Source organism: Paenibacillus sp. 10L310 (assembly GCF_056395745.1).
Genome location: NZ_JBFTKC010000001.1, coordinates 18578 through 33888, shown reverse-complemented (window position 1 = coordinate 33888; position 15311 = coordinate 18578). Strand labels below are relative to the sequence as shown.

The following is a 15311-nucleotide window of genomic DNA, read 5'->3' as shown; positions in this document are numbered from 1 at the left end:
TCAAAAAAAAGGAAATGGCCTTTGGTTCAATGAACCAAAGACCACTTCCTTGATCTATGCGTTAACTATTTTAACTGCCCAGAATTCCGGGACGAGGAGTAACACCAAACGCTTGTGCCAGTGTGGTCAGCTGCTCATCCGTAATTCTCTGCCGGATCTCGTGACCAGCAACCAGCATATACACTTGGGCTGCCTTCTCGATGGTCTCAATCAGACCAAATGCCTCGTCAATCGTTGTTCCTGTTCCAAAGATGCCATGTTGCGGCCAGATGACTGCGTGGTATTCTTTCATTTTCTCAGCCGTTTCGCGTCCAATCTCGTTTGATCCAGGAATCATCCATGGAATAATACCGATCCCATCCGGGAATACAACCACACACTCCGTGCACATCTGCCACAGCGTCTTCGTGAATTTTGCTTCATCCAATTCGTGGATAAACGTCATAGCCAATACATGAGTGGCATGGTTGTGCATGACAACCCGGTGGTTCGGATCCAATTTCAAACGTTCGATATGGCTCATGAAATGTGTAGGCAACTCACTTGTTGGATTCGCGCCCGACTTCAATCCCCAGAGCACTTCCAGCTCCTGTCCATCCTGCGATACACGCAGCAATCCTAGATTGCTCTCCGGATCAGCGAGTACATTTTTGAAATATTTGCCCGATGCGGTCACGATAAAATACTTGCCTGCCAGCTCATGCACCGAAAATGCCGGTTTGATCTTGCGAATCACATGATGGATATCGATATATTGGGCAACTTCCTCTTCCTCCAGCAGATAGCTGACATTACCGCCATTGCGCTCATCCCAGCCATTTTTCCACATATGTTGTGTAATCTCAGCCATCTCACGGACAAATGGGATATGGAAACCTGCAGCCTGCGTTGTTTCATTGCTAAGGGTCACGTTCATGATCAATCTCTCCTTATATTGAAAATCAAATGGCTTGCCACGTACATAGTAAGTTCTTTATTTCACATTCATTATACCTTTGTTTATCTTTGGTAGTCAATAATAAACACAGATATATTCTTTTATTTATTTTTGTTTAGTTTTGTTTATTTGAAAATAAAACAAAAAAATACCCCACCGGCGCCCGGCGGGGTCAGTCACACATCTATTTAACACGAGAAGGGGTTTACAAGACTTATCTTACCTCTGCTACCTTAATAGAAGCTGAAAGCGAAATAAAAAAAGCATGAAAACATATATCTCCTTGGGACAGAAGATTCAGTTCCTCCTTTTCATTCAGTACATATATCTCTCTGTCCAAACGCTTTTGTGGATTCTAACATATGCTATTCTAGCTTTTCTCAGGAAAAGATATTCATAAAAAAAGGAGATGGACCTATGGCAGTCCTTTCTACAGGCCCGATCGAGAACAACCTCTCCGGTGGTAGCAGGCCTACACAACAGGTCACCATCAAAATGGTCAACACCGATTCCATCAATACGTCCAATGTACTCATTGAAGGTTATTTCCTGAATGGAACGAGAACCTTATATGTGCTGCAATCCGTTAATCTGACCCCCGGGCAAGTCTTCTCTCAAACCTACTATGCCAACCTGGATGGATACGAATATGTATTCACAACGGGTGGAGGCGCAGCTGCATTAACTGAAATTTCAGTGTGGGGAAAAGACAGCACCGGGCAAATCGTCACCGCACATCGTATTGTTTCGAATGAACTAGTTCTATAAAAAAGAGGAAACCAGATGCCCTCAATCCCTGTCCTTCATTGGTCGGGGGTTTCTTATTTTCGCAGCACATACGATGGATGCTTCTTTCCTGTTGGTTCATAACGTTCATCACCTGTATACTCAAATCCCAGCTTGATCAAGATGTGACGTGACACTTCATTATCCGGATGATGCCCGGCAAACAGTGCCTTCGCCTTCATTTCGTCAAAGGCATACGTAATCACCGCACGCGCTGCTTCCTGGGCATACCCTTTGCCCCAGTGATCCCGGGTTAGATGGAATCCCAGTTCATACATATCCTCTTCTGGAGAATACGGACGCAGGCCACAACAACCGACAAACACCTCCGACTCTTTCTCAAAAAGGGGCCAATATTGCACACCCGCTTCCTTCTGCCTTTGAATCTCCTGTGTCAATCGTGCCTCTACCTCATCCTCGCTCAGAAATCCCTTGCTGCTAATCCACTTGGCAACCTCATGATCGCCCCACAATGCAAACGCCAGCGCACGATCTCCTTCGTTCCAAGTCGCACATTCCAACCGTTCCGTTTCAAATAAGATTGTTCTATTCATCATCCACTAACCTCCTGTATGCCAACACCAATCTGCGTGCCGCCTATACCTTAAATTAATCGAATGAATGCCAAAGTAAACAAGCCACTTAATTAATTTAAATCTATGTATATCCATAAAAAAGAAAACCCCTGCCGACAAGATGTCCGACAGAGGCCGTTCCAATCCAGTTCACATCAATTACAAATCTGCTACGGCGAATTGAATTGTTCCGGAAGCTGCGCCTCCAAGGTTAGCTAACAAGGCAAACACCAGAACTCCACCTGCAGAAATGGTAAGGCTGCTGTTTACAGGAACAACGTAAGTGACTACTGGTGCATTAACACGTGTGATCACGAGAGATACCGGAAAAGGTCCAAAGTTGTTCACTGTAGCGCTGGCATTTGTGCCTCCAGCCAAATTTTCGTAGTAGGACTTGCCTACTCCGGCAGGAAGGTTGTAATTTTGTATCGGTAAAAGGATGGCCATTGAAATCACCTCCTTTTTGCTTTGATACGGTATTCTATGCTTGAAATCTATTAAAGCAACGGTGAATTACCAGGGTCATAATGTCCAATTTTGATAGACTTCATAGATTGATAGACGAATGTACGCAAAAAAAGCCCCACCGGACCATCCGGTGGAGCCAACTAAGCTTACTTTAATATTACAGGTTTAATTACGCATACAGCATGAAAAAGTTCAGTTCATGGCCCTGCTGCTTGAGATAGTTATACAGCTGCGAACGGTGATGGAATACATGCGTTACGGTTTCAATCTGCCATTGAACCTGCAAGTGACCATGTTCCATATAAAAAGCTTTTGTTGAACGATTTAAAAAGTCGTCTTCGCTCAATCCTTTGATATAGGCTTTGTAGGATTCGAAATTGCTCCATAATGTTGCTTCAAGCTTCTCGATATCCTGAATCCCCGACAGACTATTCTCCACCAGCCCAACCTCAGCTTCACCTTTTTCCTGCATAATGGCAAGATCCGATGCGGTAATCTGGATAAAATGATGTACAAGCTCCACCAATGAACGCATATTCTCCTGTGGACGATACGACCAATCCTCCGAACGGATCAAGCGAATTAACGAAGCCCCCGTCCGTACGCCTGTTTCCAATTCATTTAACAAGTGATCCCGAATCTGCAATGTTCCATTCATATATGATGTCTCCCTTATCTTTTATTCTCACGACTTCAGTATAACCGAAGGTGCTACAGATCTATTGTACAAATCGGACAACATTCTGCCATGCTCCCTGGCTGCCGTCAACGGAGTCTCTCCATAAAACTTGCGAAATTGCCGAATTAGATGGGCTTGGTCAAAAAATCCATGATTCTGGGCAAGCATTGCCCAGTCTGCCGTGTTCCCTTGATGAATATCACTCAGCACACGATGAAAACGAACCACCTCACTGAATCGCTTGGGGCTGATTCCTACCCATTCCGAGAACTTGCGATGCAACTGCCGCTCACTGATCACTTCACGCATCGCCAGCTCTTGGACACTCATACGTCCCCCATCCATAAAGATGCGGTGCAGCACGTTTTTCATCACATTGTTCTCCGATGTGCTTGCCTGCACGGTAAACGGACTCAAGTACGCATTCATAACCTCTACTCGCTCTGCAAAATGATTCGTTTCGGCCATCCGTTCCTGAAGCCCGTTCAGCTTCTCCGGCCAACATTCCTGAAGTGCAATTCGCTTATCCGTAAACCACTCCAGAGGCATGCCATGGAAGACATGCGCTCCACCCGGGAAGAACCGGACACCAAAGGTGTAGTCTCCAGCAGGGGAGCCATCATCGGATGGCTCAGGTACAGCGAACGGATGTGTATAATTGCCACAGTAAGCATAGGAGTGCTTTGAACAGACCGGGTCGTATGTAATCAGCATGTCCGTGCAACCATCCGGTAATACCCGGGCAGGTACCGTCATCATCGATCGCTCTGGACCTTCTCTCTTAGCAACATCCGCATGTGTGTTCGGAAGAGATCCTGATTCCCAATAACAGGCCACATAAGCCATCAGACCAGCAGCAGGTACTTTCTCAACATAATAACTGTTAGGGTACGTTCCATTCATCTGAATAGGCTTAAACAACGGGTGCAAACTGTGATCCACAATTCCATCCTCCGGTCACTAGAGTTGGTTACACATTATGTATTCATCTATCATACCACCAACCGCAGAAATGAAGAAAAAAAAGTGCCCTACCGGAGGACAATCCGATAGGGCCAGTCACACATCTATTTAACACGAGAAGGGGTTTACAAGACTTATCTTACCTTCCCAACCTTAATGGAAACTGAAATTGGGATGAAAAGAACATCAATTTTTCTTATAGTGCGTGTTCAAAAAGACCGTTTTTGACAACCTCTTAAAGTGTCTTGATCAGTATGGACGCAATTAACACGGATGCTGTTGTGACCGTTGTGAATCCACCTACCAGCATTGGCGTTAAAATCTCATCGAGGATGGCTTTGCGTTCATTTTCATCACGTCCAACTGAACGGCTTACTTCCTCACAGATAATGTAGTCCCCCGGAAAACCGAATAGTGCAGTCAGTGCCACAGGCAGACCTTTGAGCGGGTCCCATTTGAACAGCTTGGAGCCAACAAATCCACCGATCAGCACCCCAATTACACCGATTACGATAATGAACAACACTGGAATAATGGAACTAACCACCGCATCGAAAGTGATCGACTCCATACTTGTCATAACGACTACGATCAGACCTATCATGGCAATTCCCGATGTACTTGCTTTATCCAGAATACGAGATGGGAACAGTCCGATCAGATGTCCGAGAACCCCCAGCAACAGAGCCCAGATACTGTAGCTAAGTCCGGTTACATTACCTAGATAAATGGAGAGACTACCCATAATGAACAAGAGCAACAGCAGAATAGGTGCGGTCTGGAATCGTTGCGGAAGGAATGTTTTGGCATTCGCTTCTTTAATGTTCACATGGCCTTCCCCTGCAACCTTGTTCTCAAAAGCGCCCTGCTTCTGCAGTTTTAACGCATATCTGCGCAACATATTGGTTGCAATCGGCATCCCCACGAGGGAATGAATACCCAGAATAACAGCCGGAATTGTAATCAGATGACCCAGATTCATCTCCTGCAACTTCGTGGTTGTGATCAGATAAGAGATAATGCCACCAACAACCGGACTTGATCCGGCAACAGCTGTAGGATAACCATAGAACGGTGATACGATTAACAGGATAAGGCCTGTCGCCGTGAGTGATGCGAACAATGAGATCAGTATTGCTTTATATTGGGAACGTATTAATTTCAGCGGTATTAATGTCCCCATGTGTACAATCAGCGGAGCCACCATGAGAGCCCCGAACGCCGTCAGAGCAGAGCTGGATACCACTCCTTTAGGAAATAACCCCGCCCAGTTCAGCAGCAAATATCCGATCAGAATAACAAGCAAGGAAGGAATTCGCGCTTTGGACCAGATCGAAACCAGTTCCCCTATAGCTAAAATAACAAGCAATACTGTGGCGATATATATCGGTTGACTAAACATGGTGACTTCTCCCCATTCTCTATGTTGTCAGTGCAGTTCAGTTCACGTAGAACCATCGTTCTTATTTCAAGCGTTCACCTGATAAATAGACCTGTTCGATATTCTCTGTGTTTTCGAGCAGTCCAATATCCGTCAACGGATTCACATTCAATACCAGCAGATCAGCAGCTTTGCCAGGTTCAATCGTACCGATCTCCGCTTCCATCTGCATCGCTCTCGCCGCATCTCTTGTTGCGGCTACGATCGCTTCCATCGGCGTAAATCCAACATCTTCAACAAGCAATCGAAGTTCGAGTGCATTCCCGCCATGCTCAACAGGTGCACACGTGCAGAAGTCTGTCCCTACTGCAATGGTTACGCCTGCCTTACGCGCGATAATCATGTTCTCAATATGCTCCTGATATACACTTTTGGCTTTGCGGATACCAAATTCGGGAACACCGTATTTATGCCCTTCTTTGATGATCCGATGTACAATGGCCAGCGTTGGAACCAGAACCGCCTTTTGATCCAGCATCATGCCAATGCCTTCTTCATCAATGTAGATCCCGTGTTCAATGGTGCGTACGCCCGCTTCCAACGCATTTTTGATCCCCTGTGCACCTTGCGCATGTGCAGCCACATAAGACTGTACCGCTTCCGCTTCATACACGATCGCCTTCAGCTCATCCATGCGGAATTGCGACCAGCGAGGGTCATCTTTCTCCGAAAGTACCCCGCCTGTAGAACACACTTTAATGAAATCCGCCCCTTCACGGAACTGCGTGCGTGTTGCCTTAATGACTTCCGGAACGCCGTCACACACGGTGAAGATATTCAGTTCCGTTGGAATCATATGGATATCTGCATGTCCACCCGTCTGAGAGAGCATATGACGGGAAGTTTTAATCCGCGGCCCCTTCACCACACCTTCCTTGATCAGATCGCGAATGTATACAGCAACATGGCTACCGACATCCCTGACGGTTGTAAATCCGGCGTTGATCAGCTTCGGCAGATCCTGAAGTGCTCTCCCCATCTGGAGTTCATTGGCTTCCAGCGCCACCGCAGCCATATTCAGATTTTTGGCCCCGTGTACATGGACATGGGCATCGATTAATCCTGGCATCACCGTTTTGCCTGTTACATCAACAAGCTCGGCATTTTCCGGAATTGGAACGGTTGCTTTTGCACCCGCTGCTATGAATTTCCCGTTCTCAACCAGGACCACACTATCGGAAACAGGTTCTCCACCTTGTCCATCAATCAACAATGCACCTACAAAAGCAGTAATTTGACTCATCTGTACTCCACCTCATTTTCAGACTTGGTTGTAAGTTCAACTAAAGAATATTTACACTGACCACTCCGATGACAGAATAACCTTCCGATCGCTGTTATCCCCAGATTTTTTTTGATTCCCTTCTCCAAAGGGAAAATCCGGGGATAGCGTATGCTTCCGAAGTAGCTTTCTTGCGAAAGCTTTTAGGCGAACGCTTTGCTTCTTCACGTTATTTCTGTCCTCTCCGTTCTCGTGTAAAAAGTTAAGTTGAACTTAAATATTACGTGTACATGTTCGATTTACAGCTCTACTGTTGTACTACAATGAAATTGTATCGTGTTAAAGTTAATGACATTATATAAGTTGCATATGTATAATGTCATTGTTGATAGCAACAGCATTCTAATATTAATTATGGTGATATACACAATATAAAATATAAATCACACAGCATAGTGAAGATCATGTTATATATGTAAGCATTTTGCCATGTGAACACAAAAGGAGTACGTTTGCTATGATTCATGAAGCGGTTCGCTCATTTATGGTTCAAGTCTTTGGGTCTGTTCCGTACGGAATCTGGATCAAGGATGAATATGATTTCCAGTGGAATAACTGGCTGCGTGAAGGAGAGTTACCTGAATGTACAGATCAAGAACAGATTGAGTCATCCTGGAAGATTCTCAGGTATACGTTTGTTTTTTTGTCTAACATCAACATTCGTGTGGTTATCGATACCCAGAAGCAACTTACCCTGCTACAGAGTGAACGTCTGGAGTCTTTGATTCGGGAAGGACTGCTGAAGCAGCAGATTGAGATGGAACGTGCACACAATGATCGATGGTTGACCGGACTGCGGGAGCTGACCTGTTCCCTGGAGCTGAACGACTTGTTACTCAAAATCATGGAGAATGCGCTCCATGTCATCCCCTCCCTTTCCTGCGGACTGTTCATGATGGTTGATCCGGACTCTGGCAAGATGATTCCTAGAGCCAAAGTCGGTTTTCAGGATAGCGTGTATCAATATCAGGGCGAGCTGGATGAGGGCATTACGGGAAAAGTATACGAGGAAGGCATTGGCCGAATGTATAGCACACCGGATGATGCCTTTAAAGATATGGGCAATGTTAGTCAGGAGAATGCGGATATCATTGTAAGTTCACTGCCTGACGGTATTATGGCAAAAGGACTTATCGCCGTTCCCGTGACAATGAATACTCACAAAATCGGTGTAATGCTGGTATACCAATTTGAACAAAACAGACGATTTGCCCCACATGATCTGAATGTGATGCAGGGATTTGCGGATCAGGCAGCCATTGCCATCTCCAACGCCACCATGTATTCAGAACTGCTGGAAACGAACCGATATCTCGTTAGCCGCAATGAAATTCATAATCAATTCACGGCACTTTCCATTGAACATGTGAGCCTCGGACATATCATTGAGACGGTTGGGTCAATGCTGAAACTTCCCACCTATTATGTGGACATGGCGAGAAATGACTGGTACCCGCTCATCCCGGAAAGTGTCTTGCTAAGTGAGCTCGATATCTATACCGCTCTGGACAGTCAGTTTAACCCCATCACCTTATCCGGTGGAACGGATCATAGCGATTATTACCTCTATCCCATTGTGAACGGATCTCTGGTGCTTGGCTGTTTTGCCATCCAATTAGATCATCCGTTAGGTCAGTTGGATCATGTGATTTTGGAACAAGGCGGAGCTATTGTGATGCTGGAGATGGTGAATACCTACTCACTCACCGAGATGTCCTATCGGAAAAACCATGATTTCTTCAGCGATCTCGTGCAATATAGAGAACCACAGCAGTTGGAGGCACGACTTTCCAGCTTTCGGTTGCCAGCCCATCAGTCCTTGTTCGTCGCTCAATTGCAGCTCTATGGGGAACATCCCGATATGAAAACAACTGAAAATTGGGTGCGCAAGTTGATTGGATTTATCGAAAAGGAGCTGGGCACCCGCGAACATCTATTGTTCAGCGCACATCACAAAATTACGATTCTGGCTGCTGCATCCGAGCCCAAGGTCAGACACTGGATCATCAGCAGGCTGGAAACGGCTGTGGAGAAATGGACCACCCCTAAGACTCCTGCCCTATCCATTGGTATCGGTGGACTTTATCAAGGGCTTGAGTATGTGTGCAAAAGCAATGACGAGGCTACACGCTCGTTGTCCTTTTTGCTTAAACAAAACAAAGCGGGCCTGATGCTCTACGAAGAAATCGGGATCAATCGGCTGTTTCTGAATCAGGAACCTTCCGATATCGAGAACTACATTCACGAAATTCTGTCCCCTCTTCAACAGCAAAAATCAGGAGAGCTTGAACTCACACTCAAAACCTACATTGCCGCGAATCGATCTGTGCAAGCCACAGCCGAACGTCTGCACATTCATACCAATACGTTGTATCTGCGCCTGCGCAAAATAGAGGAGATTCTAGGTGTTGATCTGAACGATTCCGAGGGTTGGATGAAGGTGTATCTGGCATGTCATTTAAGCGAAGTATACTCTGTTGCTCCTACCGCGAGTGGAGCACTAAAATTGTAACTCCATCAATTCAGTCCGTGCAGTTTGCGAAAACGCTCTGGACTCATGCCTGTATGCCTTTTGAACATCGCACAGAAATAACTGGCATTCTCGTAACCCACCCGATCAGCCACTTCATATATTCGAAGCTCTCTCTCACTGAACATGAGTTGTTTGCTTCGATTGATCCGTTCTTGGTTCACGTAAAATACAGGTCTGGTATGGAGTGCCCTCTGAAACAGCCTGCACAAATATTGGGGAGATACCACAGCCACATCGGCCAGTTCCTTCAGCGACAGTGAACGATCCAGATGCGATGCGATATAACGCAGCACAGGCTTCAAGCGCTCCAATTCATCATTATAATTGGCGGATGCGATGAGCAGTGGCTTCAGATCCAGCAGCAGGGCATATAATTGTTTGGAACACTCCACATCGTAATCTGCGTAATCCGTATCACCGCCATTCTCTCCTCTAACCAGAAGTTGCTCCAGGCCACGTAGCAGCGTTGCTGTCCTGAGTCTGCATACGCGTGAACCGGTTATCCCCGCATAAGATAATAACTGGCTAGCCTCTCTCCCCTGAAACGAGACCCAAGCCAGTTCCCAACGGTCACTGATGGGCATATATCGATGCGGAACATCGGGATACAGAAAGAAAACGTCACCCGGTCCGACGATATACTCGTCCTCTTGTATAATCAGTCTCCCCTGACCATGAATAATCTGGTGGATCTGATAATCCGGGAATCCCTCTGGACGCTCAGTTTCATATTGGTGTTCCCAGTAACCAACCGTGGTCATATAGATCGGCAGGCGAGCAGCTTCTTCTGTTTTACCAAAAAAAATCCGGGTATCCATCCAGTACACCACTTTCTCCATCGTTAGTTTCATATTGTGATATATATGGGCAATATTCTTTATTCTCTAAGTCATCATTCAATTCTATAATGACAATATTATAACATTTCAGAAGGAGTTGCTGTTATGCGAAAGAAACTGGTACACACCCCTCCGGCAAATGGATACCCGGAATGGAACAATAATCCCGAGACTTTTCAAGTAAACCGTCTACCCGCACATGCTTCTATGGTAGCGTTTCCATCTATAACAGAAGCATTGTCCAATGATTCCAGCGCATCGCCATGGTACGAATCACTGAATGGTCAATGGAAGTTTGCCTTTGCGGAGACACCGGAGCAACGGATTACATCCTTTTATGAGAACAACTATGATGCCAGTGACTGGGACGAGATCGCTGTTCCTTCCAACTGGCAGTTGCAAGGTTACGATTATCCCCACTATACAAATATGACGTATCCGTGGGTCGAGCGTGAGCCTGAATTGAAGCCACCATTTGCACCAACAACTTATAATCCGGTGGGTTCGTACATCCGCACGTTTACTGTTCCTGCTGACTGGAAAGGTCGGCCTGTCCTGCTACACTTTGAGGGCGTTGAATCAGCCTTTTATGTATGGGTGAACGGGGAGCTGGTCGGTTATAGCGAAGATACGTTCACGCCCGCAGAATTTGATATCACTTCGTATCTAACGGAAGGTGAGAACAAGCTCGCTGTGGAGGTATATCGCTGGTGTGATGCGAGCTGGCTGGAGAATCAGGACTTCTGGCGGTTAAGCGGAATCTTCCGTGGTGTATACCTGCATTCACCTTCACCGGTTCAGATCGCCGATTTCTTTGTTCGTACTGAACTGGATGACGCGTATCAGGATGCGGAGCTACTGCTGGATTTGAAATTATTTAATCATAATGACGCGCAGACCCCTGCCGGATTGTCCGTTCAGGCGCAGCTCTATGATGCACATCAGCAGACAGTGCTGAAGCAACCACTTACTGCGGCCGTTACTTTCCAGGGCGAGGATGAACTTTCATTACAGTTGTCAGCAGAGGTTATGAAGCCGCTACTATGGAGCGCTGAGTCCCCTAACCTGTATACACTTGTGCTGTCCATTCAGGACGAATCAGGCGAAACACTGGAAGCAGTCCGTAGCCGGATCGGATTCCGCAAGTTTGAACTGAAGGACGGCCTGATGCAAATCAATGGCAAACGCATTGTGTTCAAAGGCGTGAATCGTCATGAATTTTCCCCGGATAAGGGTCGAGCCATTGGACGGGAAGACATGATCCGTGACATCGAGTTGATGAAGTCCTATAACGTTAACGCCGTGCGCACATCCCATTATCCAAATCAGTCTCTCTGGTACGAACTGTGTGATGAATATGGCCTTTATGTCATTGACGAAACGAATCTGGAAACTCACGGCACCTGGGAATATGGGCAAAAGGAAATGAACGAGAACAATATTCCCGCGAGCAAGCCGGAATGGCGTAATAACGTAATAGATCGCTGTAACTCGATGTTCCAGCGGGACAAAAACCATGCATCCGTTGTTATCTGGTCTCTGGGTAATGAATCCTTCGGCGGCGATAACTTCATTGCCATGTACGATTATCTGAAGCAGGTCGATCCAACCCGTCTCGTTCATTATGAAGGCACCTTCCATTATCGCCCCTCCGATTCGGCAAGTGACATTGAATCGACGATGTATATCAGCCCACAAGATGTGGAGCAATACGCGCGCATGAAGGGTCCGAAGAAACCTTATATTATCTGCGAATACAGCCATGCCATGGGTAATTCTTGTGGAGGTCTGCATCTGTATTGGGATTTGTTCGATAAATATGATGTGTTGCAGGGTGCATTCATCTGGGACTGGGTTGATCAGTCCATTCGTACCACTACGGTAGACGGTGTAGAATATTTTGCTTATGGTGGCGATTTCGGTGAATCTCCTCATGATGGCAATTTCTGCGGGAACGGATTGATTCTGGCGGATAAGACGGTTACACCGAAGCTGGAAGAAGTGAAGAAATGTTATCAGAACGTTCGTATGGAAACCGTTGATGTCAAAGACGGCCTGCTGCGCATCAAAAACCAGTTCCTGTTCACGGATCTGAGCGAATATTCGCTCGTATGGACAGTAACACACGATGGTAAGTCCGTAGAGAACGGTACGTTGGATATCGCGGTACCTCCTGGCGAATCGGTTGAAGTCCGAATCCCTTATACGCCATCTTCCGATCTGTTCCAGGAAGCGGTGCTGACTGTATCTCTGGTTACGAAAGTCGCAACCAAATGGGCAGGAGTAGGTCACGAAATTGCCTGGGATCAGTTCGTGGTATCTCCGAGATTGCGTCCAATCCAACCGGTACACCAAGGGCAAGGCAATACACCGCAGGTACAAGAGCTGCAAGATGAATTGAAAGTGACTACAAGCCAAGTCACGTTGAGCTTCAATTCATCTACTGGCGCGTTAACGTCCTATCAGATCAACAATCAGGAGCAATTGCTCGCACCTGTCCGGCCGAATTTCTGGAGAGCCATGACAGACAACGATATGGGGAACCGCCTGAATGAGCGTTCTGCGTTCTGGAGAGATGCTCACGCTACCAGCAGATTAATTCGCTTTGAGCACCATGCAGACGAGCAAGGTATTCTCGTAACGACCGATTATACGTGGGATCAACATCCGGGATGTACGCTGTCCATCACATACCGAATTGATGCGGATGGTGTATTGGAAATCAGTCAAACCCTTATTCCAGGCATAGGCTTACCTGATCTACCGGAATTCGGTATGCTGTTACAACTGAATAACCGCTTGGATACAATCTCTTGGTACGGCAGAGGCCCGCATGATAATTATGCAGACCGTCTGACCAGTGCACGTCTCGGTTATTACACAGGTGCGGTTCGAGATCAATTTGTTCCATATCTGAAACCACAAGAGTGTGGTAACAAAACGGATGTACGTTTTGCAGAAATTACGTCAGCAAATGGTCAGCTTGGGCTTCATGTTGAAGCCACTATACCCTTTGAAATTAATGCGTTGCCGTGGACACCGGAGGAACTGGAAGCAAACGACCATGTGTACAAATTACCTCAGAGCACACAGACTGTCGCCCGCATCAATTACAAACAAATGGGTGTTGGTGGAGATGACAGCTGGAGCGCACGTACCCATGTCGAATACACCTTGCCAGCCAACCGCGCGTATCACTTCACCTTTACGGTAAGACCTGTATAACATCAAGCAAGCACTGCTGGCAGCATGCCGGCAGTGCTTTTTTTGTTGGGGCAGTGAATAGTGGGAGTTTGAACTTTGTCATGGGAACATTATAATGAATGAGGTGCAAGAAAGATTTGTACCAGCTATTACTCTATTACGAGGTGAGACTTTGCAATATCTGTTTACCATTCTCTTCATTTTTGGCTTGATCGCTTTCTTGGGATTTGTAGTTGGGATGATCTTATCTATTCGCAAAGGCAATAGGTTGCCAATCAGATTTATTTTTCTAACAACGGCCTGTTTTGCGATTGCTTCAATAGGTTTGTATGGGATGCTGAATTTATCTTCGAACTCTACTCAGCCTGAAATTGATCAGGCGGTGGAACACGAATCAAGTGACGCTACAACAGAAAAAAATCCGGCAACTTCACCCCAGATTAAACTTTCTGGCCTCCACATGACTGCCGATGAATTTAAAAACAAGTTTAATGGCGCCGTAGGCAAATACCGACTGAATGGGTTGAGTATTACCCGCTTGAATATACAAGACTCTTCCGAGCAGGGCACTGGCACTTTCGAGTATGTATTCAATGACGAATTACGCTTGGTTGGTGCAGTGAATGCAGATGAGAGCATACAGGAAGTCAGGTTGTACGGAACTGGTGATACGCGTAAACCAACAGGTGGAATTTTTTTGACTGCTATCGCCACACTCATTCTCACAACCAATAGTGAGTACACGTATAACGATGCACAAGATGTCATCCAGGATATCAGTCTATTGGATCGTGATGTGAATCAGTCTGATTTTGATGGAGCGACTATTCGCAACGGATTAGAATATCGCTTCAGCGTACAGGATTCTGAGCACTCTACTTTTGAAATAACTGTTGCGAGATAAGATGCGATTGTGCAAAAAGGCCGCTCCATGAAGGAACGGCCTAACCTGTGGTATGTACTTTTTTTGGATAATTCAGTAGTCACAGTCTCTGATCTAACATTTTCCTATTTTATTGATTAGTAAGCCAAAAAATTAAAGTAATCACTATACAAAAAAGCGATACAGGGTACAGTATCCATTTACTGATCTTATCTTTGTAAGTGACAATCCAACAAACAATGCATACCCAGGCGATTAATAGTTGCCATAAGTCCAATGATGAACACCTCCCGCATGCAAGAGTTACTCAAAAGTTACAATCTCGCTTTGATTGTTCCAACTCATTTTAAAGGTAATCGGGTCTTTCGTTTTCTCCGCCTCAGTAACCGTTCCCGACATACTGAATGGTACCCCTTGTTCTTCAAGCGCTTTCCCCTGTTGTTCTATATTATTGCCGGTAAGGTCAAACACAAAATCCTTTATACGCTTTTCATCACCTATATAAGTAATACTATAGTTCCCTGTTGATCTCTGTAGAGAAACATCCCAGTTATCGCTCTTTCCGTGTAACCTATCATCCGCACCACAAGCTGACAAAATAGATACAATTAATATAATACAAAGAATCAATGGCAATTTAAATATTTTCATAAAATCCCTCCTTTTAGTAATATACCCAAAAATGTGAGTTGTGATATCCGCTAATCATCCCTAGCATCTA

The 15311-nt window shown here is 45.8% G+C and carries 13 protein-coding genes; 4 read left to right on the top strand and 9 right to left on the bottom strand.

Going from position 1 to position 15311, the window contains the following annotated elements:
• Positions 1-70: 70 nt before the first annotated feature.
• The gene (gene rhaD, locus AC1DE7_RS00160) at positions 71-916 is read right to left on the bottom strand and encodes a rhamnulose-1-phosphate aldolase (protein WP_477533511.1); all 846 of its coding nucleotides are present in this window, start codon (positions 914-916) and stop codon (positions 71-73) included.
• A 438-nt stretch (positions 917-1354) separates the two neighbouring features.
• Here rhaD and AC1DE7_RS00155 point away from each other — a divergent pair, with 438 nt between their 5' ends.
• Positions 1355-1705 carry a hypothetical protein gene (locus tag AC1DE7_RS00155; protein ID WP_076251498.1) on the top strand — a complete coding sequence of 117 codons (351 nt, stop codon included), beginning with the start codon at positions 1355-1357 and terminating at the stop codon, positions 1703-1705.
• A 53-nt stretch (positions 1706-1758) separates the two neighbouring features.
• Here the strand turns inward: AC1DE7_RS00155 and AC1DE7_RS00150 are convergent, their stop codons facing one another.
• The 6 genes from AC1DE7_RS00150 to AC1DE7_RS00125 all read right to left on the bottom strand — a co-directional run bounded on the left by AC1DE7_RS00150 (position 1759) and on the right by AC1DE7_RS00125 (position 7092).
• Positions 1759-2277, bottom strand: coding sequence for a GNAT family N-acetyltransferase (locus tag AC1DE7_RS00150; protein WP_164783422.1), 519 nt, complete (start codon positions 2275-2277; stop codon positions 1759-1761).
• A 180-nt stretch (positions 2278-2457) separates the two neighbouring features.
• The gene (locus AC1DE7_RS00145) at positions 2458-2745 is read right to left on the bottom strand and encodes a hypothetical protein (RefSeq protein WP_036611237.1); all 288 of its coding nucleotides are present in this window, start codon (positions 2743-2745) and stop codon (positions 2458-2460) included.
• Positions 2746-2935: 190 nt separating this feature from the next.
• The gene (locus AC1DE7_RS00140; RefSeq protein ID WP_477533510.1) at positions 2936-3424 is read right to left on the bottom strand and encodes a DinB family protein; all 489 of its coding nucleotides are present in this window, start codon (positions 3422-3424) and stop codon (positions 2936-2938) included.
• Between the two features lie 27 nt (positions 3425-3451).
• Positions 3452-4387: a helix-turn-helix domain-containing protein gene (locus AC1DE7_RS00135; RefSeq protein WP_477533509.1), complete on the bottom strand. Its 936-nt coding sequence runs from the start codon at positions 4385-4387 to the stop codon at positions 3452-3454.
• A gap of 256 nt (positions 4388-4643) precedes the next feature.
• Entirely contained in the window at positions 4644-5810 is a 1167-nt protein-coding gene (locus AC1DE7_RS00130) for a hypothetical protein (protein WP_036611242.1), read from the bottom strand.
• A gap of 61 nt (positions 5811-5871) precedes the next feature.
• Positions 5872-7092 (bottom strand): metal-dependent hydrolase family protein, encoded by a 1221-nt coding sequence (locus tag AC1DE7_RS00125; protein WP_036611244.1) that lies wholly within the window; start codon positions 7090-7092, stop codon positions 5872-5874.
• 496 nt (positions 7093-7588) lie between these two features.
• On the opposite strand from AC1DE7_RS00125, the gene AC1DE7_RS00120 reads away from it, so the two are divergent.
• Entirely contained in the window at positions 7589-9643 is a 2055-nt protein-coding gene (locus AC1DE7_RS00120) for a helix-turn-helix domain-containing protein (protein WP_477533508.1), read from the top strand.
• Between the two features lie 5 nt (positions 9644-9648).
• Here AC1DE7_RS00120 and AC1DE7_RS00115 read toward each other — a convergent pair whose 3' ends face one another.
• Positions 9649-10515 (bottom strand): helix-turn-helix transcriptional regulator, encoded by an 867-nt coding sequence (locus AC1DE7_RS00115; RefSeq protein WP_477533507.1) that lies wholly within the window; start codon positions 10513-10515, stop codon positions 9649-9651.
• A gap of 93 nt (positions 10516-10608) precedes the next feature.
• Between AC1DE7_RS00115 and lacZ the strand changes: the two genes are divergently transcribed.
• Together lacZ and AC1DE7_RS00105 are read left to right on the top strand one after the other, a co-directional pair.
• Positions 10609-13728 (top strand): beta-galactosidase, LacZ type, encoded by a 3120-nt coding sequence (gene lacZ, locus AC1DE7_RS00110; protein ID WP_477533506.1) that lies wholly within the window; start codon positions 10609-10611, stop codon positions 13726-13728.
• Between the two features lie 94 nt (positions 13729-13822).
• Positions 13823-14611: a hypothetical protein gene (locus AC1DE7_RS00105; RefSeq protein ID WP_477533505.1), complete on the top strand. Its 789-nt coding sequence runs from the start codon at positions 13823-13825 to the stop codon at positions 14609-14611.
• 282 nt (positions 14612-14893) lie between these two features.
• Here the strand turns inward: AC1DE7_RS00105 and AC1DE7_RS00100 are convergent, their stop codons facing one another.
• Positions 14894-15241: a hypothetical protein gene (locus tag AC1DE7_RS00100; protein WP_477533504.1), complete on the bottom strand. Its 348-nt coding sequence runs from the start codon at positions 15239-15241 to the stop codon at positions 14894-14896.
• Positions 15242-15311 lie beyond the last annotated feature (70 nt).